At 73.8% G+C, this 22,876-nt stretch carries 19 protein-coding genes; 8 read left to right on the plus strand and 11 right to left on the minus strand.

What is annotated here, in order from left to right; all coding sequences use genetic code 11:
- The first annotated feature begins 6 nt into the window (after nt 1–6).
- Genes GJQ66_RS03710 through GJQ66_RS03725 form a run of 4 tightly spaced genes read left to right on the plus strand, consistent with a single transcriptional unit; the run spans nt 7 to nt 3,995 of the window.
- Complete coding sequence (locus GJQ66_RS03710; RefSeq protein ID WP_155047995.1) at nt 7–693, plus strand: 4-carboxy-4-hydroxy-2-oxoadipate aldolase/oxaloacetate decarboxylase; 687 nt, start codon at nt 7–9, stop codon at nt 691–693.
- Nucleotides 690–1,913 carry an aspartate transaminase gene (locus tag GJQ66_RS03715; protein WP_155047996.1) on the plus strand — a complete coding sequence of 408 codons (1,224 nt, stop codon included), beginning with the start codon at nt 690–692 and terminating at the stop codon, nt 1,911–1,913. The genes GJQ66_RS03710 and GJQ66_RS03715 overlap by 4 nt, the downstream gene beginning before the upstream one ends.
- Nucleotides 1,910–2,959, plus strand: coding sequence for a D-2-hydroxyacid dehydrogenase (locus GJQ66_RS03720; RefSeq protein ID WP_155047997.1), 1,050 nt, complete (start codon nt 1,910–1,912; stop codon nt 2,957–2,959). The genes GJQ66_RS03715 and GJQ66_RS03720 overlap by 4 nt, the downstream gene beginning before the upstream one ends.
- 49 nt (nt 2,960–3,008) lie before the next feature.
- Nucleotides 3,009–3,995, plus strand: coding sequence for an o-succinylbenzoate synthase (locus GJQ66_RS03725; protein WP_155047998.1), 987 nt, complete (start codon nt 3,009–3,011; stop codon nt 3,993–3,995).
- On the opposite strand, the gene GJQ66_RS03730 is transcribed toward GJQ66_RS03725, so the two are convergent.
- Complete coding sequence (locus tag GJQ66_RS03730; protein WP_155047999.1) at nt 3,992–4,798, minus strand: LLM class F420-dependent oxidoreductase; 807 nt, start codon at nt 4,796–4,798, stop codon at nt 3,992–3,994. The genes GJQ66_RS03725 and GJQ66_RS03730 overlap by 4 nt on opposite strands.
- A gap of 43 nt (nt 4,799–4,841) precedes the next feature.
- On the minus strand, nt 4,842–5,480 hold the full coding sequence (locus GJQ66_RS14595; protein ID WP_368732634.1) for a TetR/AcrR family transcriptional regulator: 639 nt from the start codon (nt 5,478–5,480) through the stop codon (nt 4,842–4,844).
- Nucleotides 5,481–5,563: 83 nt separating this feature from the next.
- On the opposite strand from GJQ66_RS14595, the gene GJQ66_RS03740 reads away from it, so the two are divergent.
- Nucleotides 5,564–8,311, plus strand: coding sequence for an MMPL family transporter (locus GJQ66_RS03740; protein ID WP_368732635.1), 2,748 nt, complete (start codon nt 5,564–5,566; stop codon nt 8,309–8,311).
- Nucleotides 8,311–10,854: a YhgE/Pip domain-containing protein gene (locus tag GJQ66_RS03745; RefSeq protein WP_155048000.1), complete on the plus strand. Its 2,544-nt coding sequence runs from the start codon at nt 8,311–8,313 to the stop codon at nt 10,852–10,854. The genes GJQ66_RS03740 and GJQ66_RS03745 overlap by 1 nt, the downstream gene beginning before the upstream one ends.
- 143 nt (nt 10,855–10,997) lie before the next feature.
- Here the strand turns inward: GJQ66_RS03745 and GJQ66_RS03750 are convergent, their stop codons facing one another.
- From GJQ66_RS03750 to GJQ66_RS03785, 8 genes are all read right to left on the minus strand, one after another.
- Nucleotides 10,998–13,022, minus strand: coding sequence for a fructose-specific PTS transporter subunit EIIC (locus GJQ66_RS03750; RefSeq protein ID WP_155048001.1), 2,025 nt, complete (start codon nt 13,020–13,022; stop codon nt 10,998–11,000).
- A gap of 20 nt (nt 13,023–13,042) precedes the next feature.
- Nucleotides 13,043–13,990, minus strand: coding sequence for a 1-phosphofructokinase family hexose kinase (locus GJQ66_RS03755; RefSeq protein WP_155048002.1), 948 nt, complete (start codon nt 13,988–13,990; stop codon nt 13,043–13,045).
- Nucleotides 13,987–14,793, minus strand: a complete 807-nt coding sequence (locus GJQ66_RS03760; protein WP_155048003.1) for a DeoR/GlpR family DNA-binding transcription regulator — start codon at nt 14,791–14,793, stop codon at nt 13,987–13,989. The genes GJQ66_RS03755 and GJQ66_RS03760 overlap by 4 nt, the downstream gene beginning before the upstream one ends.
- 130 nt (nt 14,794–14,923) lie before the next feature.
- On the minus strand, nt 14,924–15,910 hold the full coding sequence (gene ccsB / locus GJQ66_RS03765) for a c-type cytochrome biogenesis protein CcsB (protein ID WP_155048004.1): 987 nt from the start codon (nt 15,908–15,910) through the stop codon (nt 14,924–14,926).
- Nucleotides 15,911–15,958: 48 nt separating this feature from the next.
- Nucleotides 15,959–17,638: a cytochrome c biogenesis protein ResB gene (locus GJQ66_RS03770; RefSeq protein ID WP_368732636.1), complete on the minus strand. Its 1,680-nt coding sequence runs from the start codon at nt 17,636–17,638 to the stop codon at nt 15,959–15,961.
- Nucleotides 17,619–18,365 (minus strand): cytochrome c biogenesis CcdA family protein, encoded by a 747-nt coding sequence (locus GJQ66_RS03775; RefSeq protein WP_368732637.1) that lies wholly within the window; start codon nt 18,363–18,365, stop codon nt 17,619–17,621. Before GJQ66_RS03775 ends, GJQ66_RS03770 begins: the two co-directional genes overlap by 20 nt.
- On the minus strand, nt 18,362–18,970 hold the full coding sequence (locus GJQ66_RS03780) for a TlpA family protein disulfide reductase (RefSeq protein ID WP_368732638.1): 609 nt from the start codon (nt 18,968–18,970) through the stop codon (nt 18,362–18,364). The genes GJQ66_RS03775 and GJQ66_RS03780 overlap by 4 nt, the downstream gene beginning before the upstream one ends.
- A 44-nt stretch (nt 18,971–19,014) precedes the next feature.
- A complete protein-coding gene (locus GJQ66_RS03785; protein ID WP_368732639.1) occupies nt 19,015–19,389 on the minus strand; it encodes a DUF3054 domain-containing protein in 375 nt (124 codons plus the stop codon).
- A gap of 18 nt (nt 19,390–19,407) precedes the next feature.
- Between GJQ66_RS03785 and GJQ66_RS03790 the strand changes: the two genes are divergently transcribed.
- A complete protein-coding gene (locus GJQ66_RS03790; protein WP_155048005.1) occupies nt 19,408–20,040 on the plus strand; it encodes a histidine phosphatase family protein in 633 nt (210 codons plus the stop codon).
- 21 nt (nt 20,041–20,061) lie between these two features.
- Here GJQ66_RS03790 and GJQ66_RS03795 read toward each other — a convergent pair whose 3' ends face one another.
- Nucleotides 20,062–21,009, minus strand: coding sequence for a DUF368 domain-containing protein (locus GJQ66_RS03795; protein WP_155048006.1), 948 nt, complete (start codon nt 21,007–21,009; stop codon nt 20,062–20,064).
- Between the two features lie 125 nt (nt 21,010–21,134).
- Between GJQ66_RS03795 and GJQ66_RS15350 the strand changes: the two genes are divergently transcribed.
- Nucleotides 21,135–22,787: an FUSC family protein gene (locus tag GJQ66_RS15350; protein WP_155048007.1), complete on the plus strand. Its 1,653-nt coding sequence runs from the start codon at nt 21,135–21,137 to the stop codon at nt 22,785–22,787.
- Nucleotides 22,788–22,876: the final 89 nt, after the last annotated feature.

The following is a 22,876-nucleotide window of genomic DNA, read 5'->3' on the forward strand; positions in this document are numbered from 1 at the left end:
CTTCCCATGGTGCACGTCACGACCAAGATTGACCGCGCGGATCCCGCGGACGTCGCGCGCGTCGGCCAATACACGGCCGCCACGATCCACGAGGCACAGGGGCGCCGAGGGTCCGTCTCGCCGGCGATCACCCCGATTGACCGCAACATGTCGTTCGTCGGATCCGCCTTCACGGTCGCCTGCGCGCCGCGCGACAACCTCATGCTGCAGGTGGCGATCCATTACGCCCAGCCCGGCGACGTGCTCGTCGTGCAGGCCGGCGCTCTGGCGGAGGCGGGCATGTTCGGCGACGTGCTCGGCAACGCCTGCAAGGCCAAGGGCATCGCGGCGCTCGTCACCGACGCGGGCGTGCGCGACACGCAGGAGCTGCGCGCGCTCGGGCTCCCGGTGTTCTCGGGCAGCATCTCGATTCGGGGCACGGTCAAGGAGACGCTCGGCGCGCTCAACCAGCCCATCGTGTTCGGCGGGGAGATTGTGCGCCCCGGCGACATCGTCAAGGGCGATGCCGACGGTATCGTCGTCGTCCGGCGGGAGGAGGCGGCCGAGGTCGCCGACCTCTCGGCGGCGCGCGACGCGCACGAGGCCGAGCTCATCCAGAAGTACTGGGCAGGGGGCACGACGATCGACCTGTGCAGTCTGACCGACGTACTGAAGGCGAAGGGGCTCACGACCGACATCGAGGAGTCGGCATGATCGCGCAGACGTCCGAGGCGTTCGTTCCCGCCGCGCGCCTGTCGCGGATCCAGCCGTCGCCCAGCACGGCGGCGGCCGCGCGCGTGCGCGAGCTCAAGGACGCAGGTCGGCGGGTCCTCGACCTGACGGTCGGCGAGCCCGACGCTGACACCCCGGAGCACATCAAGCGCGCCGCCATCGCCGCGATCGAGGCTGGCGAAACGAAGTACACCCCCGTTAACGGCACCCCGCGGCTCCGCGCCGCGATCCGCGCGTCGCTCGTGCGCACCCACGGCGTCGAGTACTCCGACGCGGAGATCACGGTGGGCGGGGGTGGGAAGCAGGTCCTGTTCCTCGCGCTCATGGCGTCGCTCGACCCGGGCGACGAGGTCATCGTGCCCGCGCCGTACTGGGTGTCCTACCCGGACATGGTGCGCGCGAACGAGGGAACTCCTGTCTTTGCCGCCACGACGTCCGCGACGGGGTACCGTCTGACGGCCGAGGCTCTCGAGGACCTCCTCACCGAGCGCACGCGCTGGCTCATCCTCAACAGCCCCGGCAACCCGACCGGCGCCATCTACACGGAGCCGGAGCTCGGCGCGATCGCCGAGGTGCTTCGGCGGCACCCGCGGGTCCTCGTGCTCTCCGATGAGATCTATTCGGAGATCTCCTTCACCGGCTCCCCGGCTCCGAGCCTCGTCGCGGTCGCCCCGGACCTCCGCGACCGCGTCCTCGTCGTCTCGGGGGTGTCCAAGTCCTACGCGATGACCGGATGGCGGCTGGGGTACGCGGCGGGACACCCGCGGCTCATCCGCGCCATCAACACGCTGCAGTCGCAGACCTCGTCGTGCCCCTCCTCGATCAGCCAGGCCGCGGCCGCGGCCGCCCTCGAGGGCCCGCAGGAAGTCATTACCGAGGCTGTCGAGCGTTATCGGGAGCGACGCGACGCGGCCCTCGTGGGGCTTCGCCGGATCCCGGGCCTCGTCCCGCTCGCACCCGACGGCGCGTTCTACCTCTTCGTGGACTGCGCGGGCCTCATCGGGCGCACGACCCCCGACGGGCGGGTTCTCGCCGATGATCAGGACGTGACGCTCTACCTGCTCGACCACGCCGGGGTCGCGGTCATCCAGGGATCCGCCTACGGTCGCTCCCCGTTCTTCCGCATCTCGTTCGCGACCGACGTCGACACCATCACGGCCTCCGTCGCCGCCATCGGCGCGGCCGTGGAGGCGCTCGCATGAGCGTGCGTCTGCGCGTCGCCGTGGCGGCCCCGCTGGCGCCTGAGCTATGCGCGCGGCTCGTGGAGCGCGAGCCCCGCATCGACCTCGTCGTAGATCAGGAGCTCCTCCCGCCCATGCGACATCCCGCCGACTTCTCGGGAGACCCCGCCTTCCGGCGCACGCCCGCGCAGCAGGCGGCGTTCGAGGCGATGATCGACTCGGCGGACGCGCTCTACGGGATCCCGGACGTGGATCCGCGCGCCCTCCAGCGCGCCGTGCGCGGGAACGAACGGCTGCGGTGGGTGCACACGATGGCCGCGGGCGGGGGCGGCCAGGTGCGCGCGGCGGAGCTCACGGAGGCGGAGCTTCAGCGGGTCACCTTCACGACCTCGGCGGGCGTGCACGGCCAGCCGCTGGCGGAGTTCGCGGTCTTCGGCCTCCTGGCCGGCGCCAAGCACCTTCCGCGCCTCATCGCCCAGCAGCGCGAGCGGGACTGGTCCGGCCGGTGGATGATGCCGCAGATCGCGGATCAGACAGTGCTCGTGTTGGGGCTCGGCGGCATCGGGGCCGCCGTCGCGCGCCAGGTATCCGCCCTCGGCGCGACGGTGATCGGCACCTCGCGCTCCGGTGCCACGGTGCCCGGCGTTGCGCAGACGGTGCACCCCGACGCCCTCGCAGAGGTCCTCCCGCGCGTCGACGCCATCGTGAGCACGCTGCCGGGCACCGACCAGACCCGCCACCTCGTGAACGACGAAGTGCTCGGCGCTCTCCGGCCCGGCGCCACACTCGTGAACGTCGGCCGAGGCACGGTCGTCGACGAGGACGCGCTCCTTCGGGCGCTCGACGCGGGTCAGGTCGGATTCGCCGCGCTCGACGTGTTCGAGGTCGAGCCGCTTCCCGCGTCCAGCCCGCTGTGGTCGCACCCCCGGGTGCTCGTGAGCCCCCACACCGCCGCGCTCACGGCGGGCGAGGACGCCCGAATCGCGGAGCTGTTCGCGCGCAACGCGGGCCGGCTCCTCGACGGCCGGCCGCTCGAGAACGTCGTGAACCGCGTCGAGTTCTACTGACCATCCCGGCTCGTTGTGCCCGCCGGTTCGGCGACGCCATCATGGATCCATGACCCCGCTGCTGTCGCTCGCCGAGATTCTCGAGACCGTCCGGGTCGTGTCGCTCCCGCTGGCGCGCCGGTTCCGCGGCGTCACGGTGCGCGAGGCGGCGCTGTTCGAGGGGCCGGAGGGCTGGGGCGAGTTCTCGCCCTTCCTCGAGTACGGCCCGGCCGAAGCCTCGTCGTGGCTCGCCGCCGCGATCGACTTCGCCGCCGCGCCGCAGCCGGCCGCGCACCGCGACCGGATCCCCGTGAACGCGACGATGCCCGCGGTCGACGCCGCGGACGTGCCCGCCGTCCTCGCCCGCTACGACGGCTGCCGCACGGTCAAGGTGAAGGTCGCCGAGCGCGGGCAGGCGCTCGCGGACGACGTCGACCGCGTCGCCGCGGTTCGCGAGGCCGTCGGCCCCGAGGGCCGCGTGCGCATCGACGCCAACGGCGGGTGGAACGTCGACGAGGCCGAGCGAGCCCTGCACGCCCTCGCGCCCTACGACCTCGAATACGTGGAGCAGCCCTGCGGATCCGTCGCCGAGCTCGCCGAGATCCGCGAGCGCCTCGCGGACTGGGCGATCCCGGTCGCCGCCGACGAGTCGGTCCGCAAGGCGGAAGACCCGGTCGCGGTCGCCCGCGCGGGGGCGGCCGACATCGTCGTCGTCAAGGCGCAGCCGCTCGGCGGGGCGCGGCGCGCGCTCGACATCGTCGAGCGCGCGGGGCTGACCGCCGTCGTCTCCTCCGCGCTCGACACGAGCGTCGGCCTCGCGCAGGGCGCCCACCTCGCGGCCGCGCTGCCCGCGCTCCCCCACGACTGCGGGCTCGGCACGGCCAGCCTCCTCGCCGCCGACGTGACGGCGGATCCGCTGAGCGCCGAGGCCGGATCCGTTCCGGTGCGGCGCGTGGAGCCGGATCCGGCGCTCCTTCACCGTCACGCGGCGAGCGCGGACCGCGAGCAGTGGTGGCGCGCGCGGATCGCGCAGGCCTACGCGGTGCTCGCGGGTTAGCTGGCCCGCCCGTTGCGAGCGTCGCGCCAGGCGATCCACCGCGCGACCGCGTCGAAGTCGAGGTCGGGGCCCGTGATGCCGAGCGTGAACAGCCGCACGCCCGCGTCGAACAGCGCCTGGGCGTCGCCCTCGTCGCGGCCCTTGAGCTCATTCGAGATCACGAGGCCCGAGGCGTCGCCGCCGTCGGTCTCCGCCCATCGGTCGATGACCGCGAGCTTGTGCGCGAGCTCCTCGGGCGAGACGAAGCTGTGCCAGATGTCAGCGTGGCGGGCGACGATGCGCAGCGTCTTCCTCTCGCCGGCGCCGCCGATGAGGACGGGGATGTCGCGGGTGGGCGCGGGGTTGAGCTTCTCCCACCGCCGCTCGATGCGCGGCAGGGCGTCCGAGAGCGCGTCCAGGCGCGCGCCCGCCGTGCCGAACTCGTAGCCGTACTCGTCGTAGTCGCGCTCGAACCACCCGGATCCCGTGCCGAAGATGAAGCGGCCCGCGCCGCCGCGCGCCGAGATGTGGTCGACGGTGCGAGCCATGTCCGCCTGCAGGTCCGCGTTCCGATAGGAATTGCAGTTGACGAGGCAGCCGAACTCGACGCGCTCGGTCTGCTCGGCCCAGGCGGAGAGCATCGTCCACGCCTCGAAGTGCAGGCCGTCGGGCTCGCCGCTCAGCGGATAGAAGTGGTCCCAGTTGAACAGGACGTCGACGCCCATGTCCTCGAGGCGGGCGACGGCGTCGCGAATCGTGGCGTAGGAGGAGTGCTGCGGCGCGATCTGCACGCCGAGCCGGACGGGGGTGTCGGTGAGGGCCATGCCGACAGGGTATGGCCCCGCGGGCGGGGCGGGGCGGATCCGGCTACGCCTCGACGAGGAGGCGCACGACCCCCGCGACCGCGTCCGCGCGCACGCGCGTGCTCTCCGCCTCGCCCAGGCGCTCCACGACCACGCGCTCGCTCACGTCGCTCCACACGGCGAGGATGATGCGCGTCGCCTCGAGCGCGGGCACGCGCAGGCGCAGGCCGCCGCTGGAGAGGATCTGCTCGACGATCTGCGCGATCTCGCGCGTCATGCCCGCGTTCCACTCGGCGAGCATCGCGCCGAGGCGCTCGTCCCGCATCGCCTGGGCGGTGATCTCCGCCGTCAGCTGCACGCCGAACGCGTCCTCGCCCGCGGCCCCGAGGATCCGGACGAGGGTGTCCATGTCGTCGAGGTCGAAGGGGCCCTGCACGGTCGCGGCGCGAGCGCGCACGGCGGCCAGCGCGTCGTGGGCGCCGCGGCGCGCCAGCTCGAGGAACAGCTCCTCCTTGCTGGCGAAGTTCGAGTAGAACGCCCCGCGCGTGAAGCCGGCGCGCTCGCAGACGGCCTCGACGGACGCGGATCCGAGCCCCACCTCCGCGAACACGGCGGCGGCCGCGTCGAGGAGCCGCGCCTTCGTCGCCTCGCGGCCGCGCATTTTCGGCGGATTCATAGCCGACGGGATGCGTTCGTCACTCACGCCGATTACGATACACACTTGTATCGGATACAACGGTGTATCGGACCTGCCCCTCGTTTCCCCAGGACCGAAAGGCCTCTTCCGTGTCCACCCTGCTGTCGTCGCTCGGACGCTGGTCGTACCGCCACCCCTGGCGCGTCCTCACCACCTGGCTCCTCCTGCTCCTCGTCGTCGGCGCGGGCGCCGCGGGCCTCAACAAGGGGTTCGACAACTCGTTCGAGATTCCCGGCACCGAATCGCAGGAGGGGCTCGAGCAGCTCACGCGCACCTTCCCGCAGATGGCCGGCACCTCCGCGCAGTTCATCGTCGTCGCGGCCGACGGCGACGAGATCACGGACGACGCCTACCGCGGCCCGATCGAGGACACGATCGACGCGCTCGGCGACGTCGACGGGATGTCCTCGGCGACCTCCCCCTACAGCGACCTCGTCGACGGCCTCATCTCCGACGACGGCGCGGCGGGCATCGCCCAGATCCAGCTCGAGGGCCAGGCGACCGCGATCACCGACGCGCAGAAGGACGCCATCACCGAGGACGTGCACGCGCTCGCCGACGAGCTGCCGGACGGATCCGTCGTCAAGCTGGGCGGCGAGCTGTTCGCGACCGAGCTGCCCGCGCTGTCGATCATCGAGGCGATCGGCGTCGTCGTCGCCCTCATCGTGCTCATCGTCACCTTCCGCGCGATCGCGCTCGCGGGCGTCCCGCTCGCCGTCGCCCTCATCGGCGTGGGCGTGTCGCTGCTCGCGATCGTGCTGTCGACGCAGTTCGCGACGGTCAGCTCCACGACCCCCATGCTCGCGCTCATGCTGGGGCTCGCGGTCGGCATCGACTACGCGCTGTTCATCGCGGCGCGCCACCAGGACCAGGTGCGCGACGGCGTGCCGCCCGAGGACGCGGCCGCCCGCGCGACCGGCACCGCCGGATCCGCCGTCGTGTTCGCGGGCGTCACTGTGCTCATCGCGCTCATCGGCCTCGGGTTCGCCGGGATCCCCTTCCTCACGACCATGGGCATCGCGGCCGCCGTCTCGGTCGCCGTCGCGGTCGCCATCGCCCTCACGCTCACCCCCGCCCTCCTCGGGTTCGCGAAGGGCCGCGCCGTCGGGCGGCCGCGGAAGAAGCGGCTCCTCGCCGACGGATCCGTCGCCCCAGGCTTCGCCCGCCGCTGGGTCGAGGCGGTCACGAAGCACCCCGTCGTGACGACGATCGCGATCGTCCTCGGCCTCGGCGTCGTGGCGATCCCCGCGGCGCAGCTCCAGCTGGCGCTCCCGAACGCGGGCGTGCTCGCCGAGGACAGCGAGGCACGCCAGGCCTTCGACCTCACGGGCGAGTACTTCGGCGACGGCGTCAACGGCCCGCTCATCCTCACGGGCACGATCATCACCTCCGACGACCCGCTCACCCTCATGGAGGACCTGGGCGCCGAGGTCGAGGAGATCGACGGCGTCGCGGAGGTCGCGCTCGCGACCCCCAACGAGACCGCCGACACGGGGATCGTGCAGATCATCCCCGAGACGGGGCCCTCGGATCCCGCCACGAGCGACCTCGTGCGCGAGCTGCGCTCCCACCACGACGAGTGGCTGGACGAGTACGGCATCGACCTCGCCGTCACGGGCTTCACGGCGGTGGCGATCGACATCTCCGACCAGCTCGCGGGCGCGCTCGTGCCGTTCGGCGTCTTCGTCGTGGGGCTCTCCTTCATCCTCCTCACGATCGTCTTCCGCTCGATCTGGGTCCCGCTGAAGGCGACCCTCGGCTACCTCCTGTCCGTCCTCGCCGCGTTCGGCGTCGTCGCCGCGGTCTTCGAGTGGGGCTGGGGCGCGGATCTCCTCCACGTCGCGAAGACCGGCCCCGTCATCGCCTTCATGCCGATCGTCGTCATGGGTGTGTTGTTCGGCCTCGCCATGGACTACGAGGTCTTCCTCGTCTCCCGCATGCGCGAGGACTACGTGCACGCATCCCGCCGCCTCGGCGCCACGCGCGAGGTCGCGGTCGAGGCCGTGCGCTCGGGGTACACCGCCTCGGCGCGCGTGGTCACCGCGGCCGCCGTCATCATGTTCGCGGTGTTCGCCGCGTTCGTGCCCGAGGGCGACAGCAACCTCAAGCCGATCGCGCTGGCGCTCGCCGTCGGCATCGCCGTCGACGCCTTCGTCGTGCGCATGACCCTCGTTCCCGCCGTCATGGCGCTGCTCGGGACGAAGGCCTGGTGGATGCCTCGCTGGCTCGGCACGCGGCTGCCGGCGCTCGACATCGAGGGCGAGGCGGTCGAGCGCGAGGAACAGCTCGCCGAGTGGCCCGAGAACCGCGCCGGCGTCGAGGTGGCGGCCGACGACCTCGCCGTCTCGGGCGACGACGGCCCCCTCGTCGAGGGCGTATCCATGCGCGTGGCGCCCGGCGAGGCGCTCCTGGTCCGCTCCGAGGATCCGCGCGCGGGCCGCGCGGTGCTCCTCGCGATCGCGGGCCGGCTCGCGCCCGACGAGGGCACGCGCCTGCGCGTCGCCGGGCACCTGCTCCCCGGCCGCGGCGCCTGGGTCCGCGCCCACGTCGGCGTCGCCCGCTTCGGCTCGGGCGACGCGCGCGACGCCGTCCGCGGCGCCCTCGCGGGCGACGCTCGCCTCGTCGTGCTCGAGGGCCTCGACCGCCTCTCCGCCGACGACGCCCGAGGCGTGGCGGCGGCCCTATCCGGCGCGCGCACCGGATCCGCGGCTCCGCTCACGGTCGTCGCCTCCGCCGCCGATCCCGCCCGCGGCCTCGCCCTCCTCGCCGACGCCGGCTGGCGCGGCGCCCCCGTTCTCGACGTTACGCCGCGCACCGCGGCCTCCGAGGTGATCTGATGACCACGCACATCGAACGCGCCGGCACGAAGCGCCCCGTCACGTGGGCGACGCTCCTCGGCGTCCTCCTCCTCCCCGCTCTCATCGGCGGGATCCTGATCGCGGCGCTCTACAACCCGACCGACCGGCTGGACAACATGTCCGCCGCGATCGTCAACCTCGACGAGGGCACCGAGATCGACGGGCAGCAGGTCCCGCTCGGGCGTCAGCTCGCGGGCGGCCTCGTCGAGGGCTCCGACGAGATCGACAGCAACATCGACTGGGTCATCTCCAACGAGGAGGACGCCGCGGACGGCATCGCGGACGGCACCTATCAGGCCGTTGTCACGATCCCCGAGGACTTCAGCGAGGCGGCGATGTCGTCGGCGAACGCGCTGTCCGGATCCGCGGATCCCACGGAGGCGACCATCGAGGTCACCACCGCCGACGACGCGCGGATCGTCGACGGCGCGATCATGCAGCAGGTGTCGACGATCGCCGCCGACGCGATGGGATCCCAGCTGTCCTCCGCCACGCTCGAGAACGTGTTCGTGAGCTTCACGACGCTCGGCGACCAGCTCGGCGACGCCGCCGACGGCGCGACGCAGCTCGCCGACGGCGCGGGCGAGGCCGAGGACGGCGCCGATCAGCTGGCCGACGGCATGACCCAGCTCTCCGGCGGGATCGGCGAGCTCGCGGCCGGGATGACCCAGCTCGCCGACGCCGCCGCCGAGGCGGCATCCGGCGCGACGACGCTCGGCGACGGCACCGTCGAGATCTCCGACGGCGCCGCGCAGCTCGCCTCCGGCGCCGATCAGCTCACCGACGGCGCCGGGGCGCTCGCGGGCGGGCTGCAGCAGGTGGACGACGGCCTGAGCGGCACCGCGGACCAGCCCGGGCTCGTCTCGGGCGCCGAGCAGGTCTCGGACGGCGTCGCCGCCCTCTCCGCGGGCCTGAACGGCACAGGCGAGACCCCCGGCGTCGCCGACGGCGTGGCGGGGATCGCGGACGCGCTGGCCGCGCTCCTGGCCGGCCTCGACGGCGACGGCACGGCCGCGAACCCCGGCCTCGTCGCCGCGTCGGAGGGGGTCTCCGCGGGCGTCGCAGGGATCGACGACGCGCTGAACGCGGGCGGGCTCTCCGACGGCGCGGCCGGCGTCGCAGCGGGCACCGCCGGCCTCGCCGACGGGCTGTCGGGGCTCGACGAGGAGGCCGCGGCGCTGTCGGGATCCCTCGCGGACCTCGCCGCGTCCTGCGCGGCCGAGGGCGGCAGCGCCGACTTCTGCGCGCAGCTCGCCGATGCGCAGGCCGCGGCCGGATCCGTCGCCGCATCCACCACCGCGCTCGCGGGCACCGCGAGCGACACCGACGCAGGCGCGCAGGAGGTCGCGACCGGCGTGGCCGGGATCGCGGATCTGACCGGCCAGCTCCGCACGGGCGCGACGGGCGTCGCGGACGGCACGGCCCAGCTGCGCGCGGGCGTCGCCGAAGCCGAGCCCGGCGCCTCCGAGCTCGCCGACGGCGTGAGCGCGCTCGCGGACGGCGCCGCTGAGCTCGCCCCCGGGGCGGCGCAGGTGTCGGGCGGGCTCGCGCAGCTCGCCGCGAACATGCCAGCGCTCGTCGAGGGCGCCTCGGGGATCGCGACCGGGACGAGCGCGCTGTCGGAGGGCGCCTCGGGCCTCGCGACGGGCGCGGCGCAGGCCGCGGCCGGCACGTACTCGCTCGCCGACGGGATCGCGCAGCTCGGCACCGCGACCGGCGAGGCCGCGAGCGGCACCGGCGAGCTCCAGAGCGGCGCGGACGAGCTCGCCGACGGCACGAGCGAGCTGGGCGACGGCGTCGGCCAGCTGGGCGACGGCGCGTCCGAGCTCGGCGACGGCCTGACGCAGGCGACCGAGCAGCTGCCGAGCTTCACGGACGACGAGGCCGCCGACCTCGCCGGCGTCGTCGCGAGCCCCGTGAGCGCGGGCAGCTCCGGGCTGGCGCTGTTCGGCGCCTCCGCCATCCCGCTGCTCGCCGCGGTCGTGCTGTGGTTCGGATCCCTCGCCACCTTCGTCGCGCTGCGTCCCGTGACGGCGGGGGCCCTCGCGTCGCGCCGCAGCTCGTTCGCGCTCGCCGCGCGGGCGCTCCTCCCGGGCGCCGCAATCGGCGCCGTGCAGGGCGTCCTCGTCGCGGGCATCATCGTGCTCGTGAGCGACTACAGCCCCGGCGTCGCCTGGGCCGTGACCGGCCTGTCCGCGCTCATCGGCGTCTGCTTCGCGGCGATCCACCAGGCGCTCGTGGCCGTCCTCGGCGGCGCCGGGCGCTGGGTCGGCGCGCTCGTGGGCGCCGTCGCGGTCGCCGTCGCGATCGTGTCGACCGTGCCGGGGGCCCTCGCGAGCCTCGCCGGCGCTCTCCCCACGGCCCCCGCGATCGACGCCCTCCTCGGCGCCGTCACGTCCGGATCCGTCGGCGGATCCGTCGCCGCGCTCGTGACCTGGGCGGTGCTCGCCCTCGTGGCCACGATCGTGGCCGTGCAGGTGCGCCGCACCACCTCGGCCCGGGCGGTGCTCGCGGGCGCGTAACGCCCCGAGCCCCGGGGCCGGGGTCGGGACGTGGCCGGGCTGGGTGGGGCGTTGTCGCCGGGCGGATCCCCGTGCATACGCGCGACCCGAAGCGGGAACGCCCCCTCCCGCGGCCAGCGGGAGGGGGGCGTCGCGCCTGCCGGCTACGCCGCGACGGGGGCGGTGCGGCGGGATCCGATGGCCTTGAACGCCGAGACGGCCACGCCGCCCACGATCGTGCCCGCGGCGAGCGCGATGAGGAAGCCCCAGATCGGCGTAATCGCGAAGAACACGAACACGCCGCCGTGCGGCGCCTGCGACTGGACGAGGAACAGCATCGACAGGAAGCCGGTCACGGCCCCGCCGAGCATCGACGCGGGGATCACGCGCAGCGGGTCGGCGGCGGCGAAGGGGATCGCGCCCTCCGAGATAAACGACAGGCCCATGAGCCACGCGGCGACGCCGTTCTCGCGCTCGGCGGGCGAGAACCGGCCGCGAGCGAGCACGGTCGAGGCGAGCGCCATCGCGAGCGGCGGCACCATGCCCGCGGTCATGACGGCCGCCATGATGTAGTACGGCACGGGATTGTCGGCCGACGCCTCGCCCAGGGAGGCGACCGCGAACGCGTACGCGACCTTGTTCACGGGGCCGCCGAGGTCGAAGCACATCATGAGGCCGAGGATGACGCCGACGAGCGGCAACAGACCCGACGCGGCGAGCGTGTTCAGGCCCTCGGTCAGGAGGTCCATGAGCGCGGCGATGGGCATGCCGAGCACGAGCAGCAGCAGGCCGGAGGCGAAGGCGGATCCGAGGAGCGGGATGATCGCGACGGGCATCAGCCCGCGCAGCCACCGGGGCACCGTGAGGGTGCCGAGCCACCAGGCCGCGAGCCCCGCGAGGAGGCCGCCCGCGATGCCGCCGAGGAAGCCCGCGCCCATGAGGACGGCGACGGATCCCGCGACGAACCCGGGGGCGATGCCGGGGCGGTCGGCGATCGCGAACGCGATGTAGCCGGCCAGCGCCGGCACGAGGAACGCCATCGACGCGTTGCCGATCGCGAACGCGAGCGCGCCGAGGTACTCCGCCAGCCCGCCGTCCGGCAGGTTCCACAGGGCGTTGCCCACGGCGATCTCGTTCGCCGACTCGTTGATCTGGAAGCCGCCGAGCAGGAATCCGAGCGCCATGAGGAGCCCGCCGCCCGCGACGAAGGGGATCATGTAGCTCACGCCGGTCATGAGGATCCGCTGGATCCGCTTGCCCCAGCTCTCCGGCTCGCCGGGCGCCGCGGCGGAGGCGGCGGCCTCGCCCGAGACGCGCTCGGCGGACGGATCCGCGGCCGCCTCGGCCGCGAGACGAATGAGGTCAGCGGCGTGCTCGATACCCGCCTTGACGGGCCGGCGCACGACGGGCTTCCCGGCGAAGCGCTCGGGCTCGCGCACGTCGACGTCGACCGCGAAGATCACGGCGTCCGCCTCCGCGATCTGCTCGGGGGTGAAGCGCGTGAACCCGCTGGACCCCTGCGGCTCGACGGCGAAGTCCACGCCCTGGTCGGCCGCGGCCTTCGCCAGCGCGTCGGCGGCCATGTACGTGTGCGCGATGCCGGTCGTGCAGGCCGTGACGGCGAGGATCCGCGGGGCCGAGGTGCCCGCCGCGCCCGGGTCGGACGCCGGCTCGACGGGGGACGCAGGCTCCGCCGCGGGGGCCGCGGCGGGGGTCTCAGCGGACGCGTCGGCGGCCTCACCCTCGCCGATCGCGGCGCGCACGATGCGCACGGCCTCCTCCGGCGTGGTGGCGGCGCGGAGGGCCGCCGTGAAGTCGTCGTCCATGAGGTGGCGCGCGAGCTGCGACAGCACGGCGAGGTGTTCCTCCGCCGCGGTGTCCGGCGCGGCGATCATGAAGACGATGTCGCTCGGCCCGTCGAACGAGCCGAAGTCGACGGGCGGGTCCAGCCGCGCGAAGGCGAGGGACGCCGCGGTGACGGTCGCGGCCTTGGCGTGCGGGATGGCGATGCCACCGGGCAGGCCCGTGGCGTCCTTCTCCTCGCGCGCCCAGGCCGCGGCGAACAGCGCGTCGGCGTCGCCCGCGCGGCCCTCTCGGACGAATCGGGCGGCCAGTGCGCGCAGCACCTGCTCCTTGTCGGCGCCGATCTCGTCATCGAGGCTGACGAGCGCCGGGGTGATGGTTGACATCTCGGGTGTCCTTTCGGGGGCTAGGGAACGGCGGCGACGGCGACGTCGCCGCTCGGGAGGTCGGCGGGCGTCGCGAGCTGCGTGCCCGGGAGGGAGGCGGTGGCGGATCCGTACCGCACCGCCGAGACGAGGCGTGCGGCGGCGGGGAGGCCGGCCGCGTCCGCGTGCAGGTAGCCCGCGAGCGCGCTGTCGCCCGCGCCCACGGTCGAGCGCACCGCGACGCCGCGCGGGATCGGGGCGTGGAGCGCCTCGTCGGCCGTCACGAGCACGGCGCCCGCGCCGCCGAGCGTCACGAGGGCCGCGCCCACGCGGCCCGGCACGATCTCGCGCGCGAGGAGGGCGACCGCCTCGGGGAGCGCCGCGTCCGGCAGCGCCCGCCCGGCGAGCTCGGCGAGCTCGTCCTCGTTGGGCTTGATGAGGTCGGGGCGCCCGCCTGCGACGACCCGCGCGAGCGCGGCACCGGAGGTGTCGACCGCGATCAGCGGCGGACGCGCGACGCGCTCGCGCACGGCGCGGATCACGTCGACGTAGAAGTCGTCCCCGGCGCCGGGCGGGAGGGATCCGCACAGCGCGAGCCAGCCGGCGTCGTCCCGCGCGCACACGGCGACGACGGCGTCGATGAGCGCCCGGCGGGTCGGCTCGTCGAGGGCCGCGCCCGGCAGGTTGATCTTCGTCGTGGTGCCCGCGGGATCCGTCAGCGTGATGTTCGCGCGGGCGTTCCCCGAGACGGGGACGGCCACGGTCGGCAGGCCTTGGCCGAGGGCCGTCGCGTACGGATCCGCGGGCGAGAGCGGGAGCACGCCGCGCACGGCGTCGCCGGCGGCGTGGAGCACGCGCGCGACGTTGATGCCCTTGCCGGCGGCGTCCTCCCGCGCGCCGGAGGCGGGCTGCACCTCCCCGACCGCGAGCGGGCCGGGCAGCTCGACCGTGCGGTCGAGCGAGGGGTTGGCGGTCAGCGTGACGATCATGTCGTCGCCTCCTTCTCGCGGGCCTGGGCGGCCCACACCTCGACGTCGTGCTCCGCGAGCGCCGCGGCGAGCGCGCCCTCGGGCGCCTCGTCGGTCGCGATCGCGTCGACCTCGTCGAGGCCCGCGAAGCGGTGCAGCGACTCGGCGCCGAACTTCGACCGGTCGGCCACGACGATGACGCGGCGCGCGGCGCGCACGATCGCCCGCTTCACCGCGGCCTCGTCGCCGTCGGGGGTCGACAGCCCGAAGTCGGCCGAGATCCCGTTCACGCCCACGAGCGCGACGTCGGGCCGGATCCCCGCGATCTCGCGGACGGTCTGCGCCCCCACGGCGGCGCCCGTCAGCGCGCGGATCCGGCCGCCGAGGAGCGTCAGCGCGACCGCGCCGGTCTCCGCGAGCGCGGCCGCGTGCTGCACGGCGTGCGTGACGATCTCGGCGCGGCCGCCGGACAGCCGGCGGGCGAGCGGATCCAGGAGCGCGCCGGTCGTCGTGCCGGCGTCGAGGAACACGGATCCGCCGAACCCCTCGGGGATCCGGCTCGCCACGACCTCCGCGAGGCGGCGCTTGGCGTCGCCCGCGACCTGGCGGCGCTCCCCCACGGCCGGCTCGACGAGGCTTGCGCGCTCGGGCGCGATCGCGCCGCCGTGCACGCGCCGCAGCGCGCCGGCCTCCTCGAGCGCCTGCAGGTCGCGGCGCACCGTCTCGGTCGTGATGTCGAATCGCGCGGCGATCTCCCGCACGGAGATGCGGCCGGCGTCGGTCACGGCGCGCGCGATGAGGCCCTGTCGCTCCTCTGGGTACATGCGTCCTCCTTTGGACACCCCCAGATTACAACGCACTCCCACGCAAAACAACACACTCACAGAAACGCGGGCAGGAAAAAGCCCGCGGCGGGCGGACCGCTTGGGTCCCCGCCGCGGGCGAGAGGGCGTCCTATTCGAGGCCGCTGTAGGCGTGCAGGCCCTCGAAGAACATGTTCACGATCGTGAAGTTGAACAGCACGGCGACGAAGCCGACGATTGACAGCCATGCCGACCGCGTGCCCTGCCACCCGCGGGTCGCGCGGGCGTGGATGTACCCGGCGTACAGGACCCAGATGATGAAGGTCCACACTTCCTTCGTGTCGAAGCCCCAGTAGCGGCCCCACGCGTCCTGCGCCCAGATGGATCCGGCGATCAGCGTGAACGTCCAGAAGATGAACCCGATGATCGCGAACCGGTACGCCAGGCCCTCAAGCGCCTCGCCCGAGGGCAGGGTGCGCAAGAGGCTCTTCTTCGTCGCGAGGCTCTCGTCCTCGACCGCCCGGCGCTCGCGCCGGGCCTGGAGGAGCTGGAGGACGCTCAGCGCGAAGCCGAGCGCGAGGAAGGCGGTCGCGAGCGAGGCGACGAAAACGTGGATGATGAGCCACACCGACTTCAGCGGATCCATCAGCGGCGTGATCTCGACGTAGAACATCGAGCTGGCGCCGAGCAGCACCGTCACGAGGCCCGTCATGAACGCCCCGAGGTAGCGCAGGTCCTTCCAGAACAGCACCCCGAGGTAGACGCCCGTCACGAGGAGGGTGCCCATCATCGCGAACTCGTACATGTTCGACCACGGCACCCGGCCCGCGCCGATGCCGCGCATGACCGCGGCCGCGAGGTGCAGGAGGAAGGCGATCCAGGTGAGGGTCGTGCCGATGCGCGCCATCACGGGGTTGTGCGGCGCGGCCGGATCGCCGCCCGTGGGCTCCTCCGCGAGCGCGGATCCGCCCCCAGCCGCGACGAGTTCCGCGCGGCGGTCCTTCATGCGCACCGACGCCTCGGAACGCCGGGCGAGGTCGACGGCGTACGCGATGAACGCGAGCGCGTAGACGGCGATCGCGGTCCAGAGCGAGATGACGGACCAGGTGTCGAGGGCGACGGCGTGATCGGGGAGCATGCAACGATCCTAGGAAACGAGGGCGGGCGTGGGGGCGGGATCCGTGGGCTATCCGGCGCGGAGGTCCCGGCCGTGCTGGTCGGCGAGGGCGTCGACGGCGCGGGCGATGGCGGGGTCCTCGCCGCGCGCGAGGCCGGCGTACTCGATCGTCGCGCCGGATCCGTGGGGCGTGACCTTGACCCAGATGCGGCGGCGCGGGACGAACAGGGCGGTGAGGAGCCCCAGCACCGCGAGGATCGCGAAGGTGAGCACCCAGATCGTCGAGGCGTCGTGATGCACCTGGAGCGAGACGTAGCGCTTGACCGACTCGGTGTAGCCGACCTCGGCGGGGTCGGCGCCGTCCGGCGTCTCGTCGACGAACTCGACCGTTCCCTGCCCGTTCGGCAGGTCCATCGTCTCGCCGGGCGACAGTTCGATGGAGTCGGTTCCCGTCTCGCCGCCCGTGAGTTGCTCCATGCCCGTCGGGTCGAGGGTGTACACGGAGCGCGGCGTGCCGTCGTCGATGCCGAGGTCCCCGACGTAGACGTTGAGGGTGAGGACGGGGTTGACGAGGTCGCCGTAGGCCGAGGAGAACGCGCCCGAGGCGAGCTCGTACTGCGTCGGATAGAAGAAGCCGACGAGGCCCATCTGCTCGTCGAGCCCGTCGGGGATCTTCACGACGCCGAGCGAGGTCATGTTGCTGTCCTGGGGCAGGAAGGGCACCGACTCGTTGTAGATGATCTCGCCGTCGGCGTCGCGCACGACGATGGTCGGGGCGTAGCCGTTGCCGAGCAGGTAGATCGCGTCGCCGTAGACGTGCAGCGGGTGGTTTACCCGCACGGCGTCCTCGCTCTCCTCGCCCGAGGCGTCGCGCACCGTGACGTTGGCGGAGAAGTCCCCGGCCTGGCCGGCGCCGTTTTCCCCCGCGGGCACGTAGGTCACGTCGAACGAGTCGAGCGTCATCGCGTAGGGCGCGAGGGCGTCGTCGGCGACCAGGCGGCCCTTGTTCATGGACGAGTAGTTCAGCAGCGAGTTCACGAAGGTCGTGCCCTCCGTGATCACGCTCTGACCCGTGTAGGCGAACTGGCCGCCCACGCCGACCGCGACGAGGATCCCCACGAGCGAGGCGTGGAAGACGAGGTTTCCCGTCTCGCGCAGGTAGCCGCGCTCGGCGGAGACGGAGAGGGATCCGCCCTGGTCGTAGCGCTCGGTGCGGTACCCCTGGCGCTTCAGCCGCTTCTCGGCGAGCGCGATCGCGCGGGCCGGATCCGCGTGCTCCGCCTCCTCGACGCGGTGGTCCGCGAGGCGGCCCAGGCGCGCGGGGGTGCGCGGCGGGCGGGAGCGGAGGGCGCCGAGGTGGTGCTTCGTGCGGGGCAGGATGCAGCCGATCAGCGACACGAACAGCAGCAGGTAGATCGCAGAGAACCACGCCGAGGAATAGACGTCGAACAGCTGCAGCGCGTCGAGCACGGGGAACAGGTCGGGGTTGTCCGACTCCCACTGCGTGACGCCGTTGGGGTTCGCCATGCGCTGGGGAAAGATCGACCCCGGGATGGCGGCGACCGCGAGCAGCAGGAGCAGGACGAGGGCCGTGCGCATGCTCGTCAGCTGGCGCCACGCCCAGCGCAGCCAACCGACGAACGACAGCTTCGGCTGCGTGACAGGCTGCGGGGACGCGTCGACGTGGTCGTCGGGGCGGCGCGGATCCGCGCTCGAATTCTGCGTGAGGTCAGAGCGGGAGTTCGACACCGCCGATCACCACCTGGAGTCGAGACATGAGCATGGTCCACACGCCGGACACCATCAGCACGCCGAGGAGGATCAGGAGGGATCCGCCGATGACGTTGATGGCGCGCACGTGGCGGCGGAAGAACGTAACGGTGCGGGTCGCCCAGCCGAAGCCGAGCGCCACGAGGAGGAAGGGAATCCCGAGGCCCAGCGAGTACACGAGCCCGAGGATGCCGGCGCGCCACGGGTCGCCCGTGTTCCAGGACAGGCTCATGATCACCGCGAGGGTCGGACCGATGCAGGGCGCCCAGCCGATGCCGAGCGCGAGGCCGAGCAGCGGCGCCCCGACGAGGCCGAGGTCGCCCGAGAGGTTCGGCTTCACCTGTCGCTGCATGACGCGGAAGAGCCCGAGGAAGACGAGGCCCATGACGATGACGACCGCCCCGAGGATCCGCGTGATGAGGTCCTGATAGCGCAGGAAGAAGGCCGCCGCGCCGCCGCTGAAGATGTTGACGGCCATGAACACGACCGTGAAGCCCGCGATGAACAGCAGCACGCCGCCGACGAGGCGTCCCCGCGAGGCGGATCCGGGCTGCCTGTTCGGCGCCACGGCCCCCGAGATGAAGCCGAGGTAGCCGGGGACGAGCGGCAGCACGCACGGCGAGAGGAACGACAGCAGGCCCGCGGCGAGGGCGATCGGGAGGGCCGCCCAGAGGGTCCCCGCCCCGATGATCTGCTCGACGCTCACGCGGTCTCTTCAAGCGTCTCGCGCACGAGCGTCGAGAGGATCGACGCCCCCTCGAGCTTGCCGATGATGCGCGCCGCGACGCGGCCCTCGCGGTCGAGCACGAGCGTCGTCGGCGTCGCCTGGATCGGCGTCGCGGCGGCGAAGGCGAGCTTCACGGATCCCGTGTTCACGTCGATGATGCTCGGGTAGGTCACGCCGTTGTCGGCCGCGAAGGCGCGGGCCGTGTCGGCCTGGTCGTAGGTGTTGACGCCCACGAAGGAGACCTCGTCACCCTGGTACTCCTGCCACACGGCCTCGAGGTCGGGCGCCTCGACGATGCAGGGCCCGCACGCGGCGTACCAGAAGTTCACGACCGTGACCCCGCCCGCGGTGTCCGCGCTCGTGAGCTCCTCGCCGTGCTCGGTCTCGCCCGCCCACTCGACGGGCTCGCCGCGCTCGTCGGGCGCGATCTCGTCGACGCGGAAGTCGCCCGCGATGTAGCCCTTGTTGTCGCCCGAGAGGTACTGCTCAGCGACGGGATCGTTGCTGCAGGCCGCGAGGGAGGCGCCGAGCACGACGGCGACGACCGCCGCGGCGACACGGCGAAGGGGGGCTGCGGGGGGCACGCGGCAATTCTACGTGCCGTAGTAAGAGTTGGCTGTGTGCCCGCTTACGCCCGGCGCGCGCGCCGGACGAGCGCCCACACCGCCCGCCACCCGACGAGGAAAGCGCCCAGCACGACGAGCGTGACGACGAGGAAGGACCACGCGAATCCGCCGCCCGTGGCGACGCGGAGGATCATCCCGCCGCCCGCCGCGAGGATCCACACCACGACCCCCGTCGCGAGCGCCGCCGGCCGGCGCCAGCCCCGCGCGACGAGCCAGCCGAGGACCGCCCCCGCGAGGAACGGCCACGCCGTCTCGGCGAGCGCGGCGAGCGAGAAGGATCCGTGGTGACTACGCATGCCGACGGCGGCGAAGATCACGACGAGGACGAGGTCGGCCGCGAGGGAGGCGGGCCACAGGGCCGGGCGGGGGGAGGTCACCCGGGTAGCGTAGGCCCCATGCCCGCGCCCCGCCTGCACCTCGTCCGACACGGCGAGGTCCACAACCCCGACCGGATCCTGTACGAGCGGATCCCCGGGTACGGCCTGAGCGAGGCGGGCGCGGCCATGGCGCAGGCCGCCGCCGACTACGTCGCGGGGCTCGGGCGCGAGGTGTCGGCCCTCGTCACGTCGCCGCTGCAGCGCGCGCGGGAATCGGGCCGGCCGTTCGCCGAGCGCTTCGACCTCACCCCCACCCTCGACGAGCGCGTCATCGAGCCCTGGAACGCGTTCGCGGGCACGCGCATGAAGCGCGCCGTGCTCCGGCCGCGGTACTGGCGCTACCTCCTCCGCCCCTCCCGGCCGAGCTGGGGCGAGCCGTTCGCCGACATCGCCGAGCGCATGGTGGCGGGGATGCACGCGGCGTGGGACGCGGCGGACGGCGGCGACGTCGTGATCGTCTCCCACCAGGCGCCGATCTGGGTCGCGCACCTCGCGGTCGCGGGCGAAAAGCTCGCGCACTCCCCCACGACCCGCCGCTGCGCGCTCTCGAGCGTGACGAGCTTCGTGCGGGACGGATCCGGCCCCACGGGCTTCGCGGAGGTCGCCTACGCCGAGCCCGCGAGCGCGGGCGTGGACCTCGGCGCGGTCTGAGACTCCCGCGCGGGGCGGGCGCTACCGCGCGGCGCGGCGCAGCGCGACGTGCTCGACGGCGATGAGCGCGAGGACGACCGCGGCGCCGAGAATCGCGAACAGGACGGGGCCGAGCGGATCCGTCGGGGCCAGGAGCGTGCCGTGCCCGTCGGAGCCGCCCGCGCCGCCCTGCCACGGCCAGAGCGCTCGGAGGGATCCGAGCATGAGGCCCGCCATCACGAGCAGCGTGCCGCGGCGGAAGCGGTTCAGGAGCACGGTGATCACCTGCACGACCGTCGCGAGCCCGACGAGGGCGCCCGCGGCGAACACCGCGATGTAGCCCAGCGCGCGCTCGTCGACGGCCTGCAGCGTGGGCGAGTACAGCCCGACGGCGAGGAGGAAGAAGGAGCCCGAGACGCCGGGCACGACGAGCGCGCACACGGCGATCGCGGCCGCGACAAACACGAACCACATTGGCGGGTCGTCGATCGCGCCGTTCGAGGCGAAGCCGACGAGGAAGAACGCGACGACGGCGGGGACGGCCACGAGCGCGACGTCGCCCGCGCGCCGGGCGGCGCCGCCGCGGGCGCGCGGCAGGAGCTGGAAGGGCACGACAAGGCTCGCGGCGACGAGCCCGAAGAACAGCCCGCGGGCGTTCTCGGGGTGCGCGGAGACGAGCTCCTCGACGACGCCCGCCGCGAACAGGACGGCGATCGCCATGCCGACCAGGAGGGGCACGAGGAGCCACCCGTCGATCCCGGCCGCGGCGCGCTTCGCGGAGCGGATCCGGTCGGGGCCGAACACGAGGGCCTTCCCGGCCCGGCCGATCGCGTGCGCGGAAGCCAGGGCGCGCTCGTAGACGCCCGTGACGAGCGCGACCGTGCCGCCGGAGACGCCGGGGACGAGCTCCGCGAGCCCGATGAGAAAGCCCCGCAGGGCGTCGAGCGGGCTTCGGGCCAGGCGGCGGGAGCGGGACACGACAGCAGTCATCGAAACGGGGCCTCTCGCGGGGAACGTGTGCCCCTGCACCCTAGTGCGCGCGCGTGGGAGGATCCCCCTCGCCGCGCGAATGCGGGGGCCAGCCCCCGCCCATGTGGCGAGAATACGCTGGCAGCGTGCCGCGCCAGCCCCTCACCGATGCCATCCGGATCCGCCCCGATCTGCGGGGCGCCGTGACGCTCCGCATGCAGCGCCTGCCGCACGACGCGTGGATCCTGCGATCGGCGAGCATCCTCGTCGCGGGGCTCATCCCGGTCGCGGCGCTCGGCGCGACGAGCCACATCGAGCTCGTCGTCTACGCCCTCGTAGGGTCGATGACGGCGCTGTTCGGGCACGGCCTGCCCTACGCCCAGCGCGCCCGCACACACGCGGGTCTCGTGGCGGCGATCGTCCTCGCCAGCGCCTGCGCGCTCGCGCTGTCGGCGGCGCTCACCTCGACGCTCGCGCTCATCGCCGCCGCGAGCGTGTTCGCCGCCGCGACGAAGGTCGCGGTCGAGGCCTCGCGGGTCGGCCCGCCCGGCGCGATCATCCCGACCTTCCTCTTCTCCGGTTTCCTCTTCGTGGGCGAATCCTGGGCCGAGATCCCCGTGCACGTCGCGCTCATCGCGGGCGCGGGGGCCGTGGCCTGGCTCGTCGTCATGGCGCCCGCGCTGTGGAACCGGCGCGGCCCCGAGCGGCGCACCCTCGCGCGCATGCTCCTCGCGGCGGGCGCGCTGCACGAGGCCCCGCACGACGCGCAGGCGCGGCGGACCCTCGCCGCCGCAATCCACGACGCGTGGGGCGCCGCGACGATGTCGGGCGCGACGGGCGCCGAGCGGCGGACCCTCGAGGCGCACATCGTCGCCGCCGAGCGCGTCCTGACCGACCCCACCGTCCGCGGGTCCGCCGGGAGCGCCCGCGCCGACGCGCGCGCGATTCGCCGCGGGCGCGGCCCCTTCCCGCCCGCGCCGCTGACGGCCGACGAGAGCGCCGAGATCGCCGGCGCCCACGCCGAGCGGGCCGCGCCCCGCGCGTTCGCGGACCGGCACCCGATCCTCGCCGCGTTCCGCCCGGGATCGCCGCACGCGCCGTTCTTCTGGCGGGTGCTCCTCGGATGCGCCGCCGCGGCCATCGTGGCCCACCTCGTGGGCGTCGGCCGCCCGTTCTGGGCGGTCGTCACGGCGGCCTCGCTCATCCAGCCCAACCTGCTGCTGACGTGGCGCCGCGCGCCGCAGCGGACGATCGGCGCGGTGCTCGGCGTGGGCCTGTTCGCGCTCGTCGCCCCCGTCGCGCTGACCGATCCGCTCGTCGCCGCCGTCCTCGTGCTCGTCTTCAACGCGACCGCGGAGTTCCTCATCCCGCGCAGCTACCTCGTCGGCCAGATCGTCGTCACGCCCATGGCGCTCATCATCAGCGAGTTCGGGCGCGCGGCCCCCGTCCCGGAGCTCGTCGTCGACCGGCTGCTGGACACCGTGATCGGATCCGCGCTCGGCCTCGCCGCCGCGCTCGCGATCCGCAACGGCCACGTGCGCCGCCGCACGAAGGAGCTCGCCGACGACCTCGAGCGCGCGTCCGCGGGGGCGCGCTCCGCCGCCGACGGCGCGGACCCCGCCGCGCGCGAGGCGGCGCGCCGCGGGCTGATCTCGGGCCTCGCCCGCCTCCGGCGCTCGTTCCAGCAGTCCGACGGCGAGTGGTGGGCCCACGCGGTCGACGAGGCGCGCGTGATCGACGTCGAGCGCCAGGCCCATCGCGCGCTCGCGGCGCTCGAGGCCCCCGGCGGTCCGCGGTAGGAGGCGGCGCCGGATCCGCGGCTTCAGTCTCCGCGCAGGCGGCGCGGGCCCGGCCGCCTAGGATGGGCGAAACACCGTTTTTTCGAGGA

The sequence above is a fragment of the Microbacterium sp. ZXX196 genome (assembly GCF_009709595.1).
In the GTDB taxonomy this organism is placed as follows: domain Bacteria; phylum Actinomycetota; class Actinomycetes; order Actinomycetales; family Microbacteriaceae; genus Microbacterium; species Microbacterium excoecariae.

Coding starts and splice junctions, on each gene's coding strand:
- GJQ66_RS03710 (WP_155047995.1), top strand. CDS start 7: ATGGTGCACGTCACGACCAAGATTGACCGCGCGGATCCCGCGGACGTC.
- GJQ66_RS03715 (WP_155047996.1), top strand. CDS start 690: ATGATCGCGCAGACGTCCGAGGCGTTCGTTCCCGCCGCGCGCCTGTCG.
- GJQ66_RS03720 (WP_155047997.1), top strand. CDS start 1,910: ATGAGCGTGCGTCTGCGCGTCGCCGTGGCGGCCCCGCTGGCGCCTGAG.
- GJQ66_RS03725 (WP_155047998.1), top strand. CDS start 3,009: ATGACCCCGCTGCTGTCGCTCGCCGAGATTCTCGAGACCGTCCGGGTC.
- GJQ66_RS03730 (WP_155047999.1), bottom strand. CDS start 4,798: ATGGCCCTCACCGACACCCCCGTCCGGCTCGGCGTGCAGATCGCGCCG.
- GJQ66_RS03745 (WP_155048000.1), top strand. CDS start 8,311: ATGACCACGCACATCGAACGCGCCGGCACGAAGCGCCCCGTCACGTGG.
- GJQ66_RS03750 (WP_155048001.1), bottom strand. CDS start 13,022: ATGTCAACCATCACCCCGGCGCTCGTCAGCCTCGATGACGAGATCGGC.
- GJQ66_RS03755 (WP_155048002.1), bottom strand. CDS start 13,990: ATGATCGTCACGCTGACCGCCAACCCCTCGCTCGACCGCACGGTCGAG.
- GJQ66_RS03760 (WP_155048003.1), bottom strand. CDS start 14,793: ATGTACCCAGAGGAGCGACAGGGCCTCATCGCGCGCGCCGTGACCGAC.
- ccsB (WP_155048004.1), bottom strand. CDS start 15,910: ATGCTCCCCGATCACGCCGTCGCCCTCGACACCTGGTCCGTCATCTCG.
- GJQ66_RS03790 (WP_155048005.1), top strand. CDS start 19,408: ATGCCCGCGCCCCGCCTGCACCTCGTCCGACACGGCGAGGTCCACAAC.
- GJQ66_RS03795 (WP_155048006.1), bottom strand. CDS start 21,009: ATGACTGCTGTCGTGTCCCGCTCCCGCCGCCTGGCCCGAAGCCCGCTC.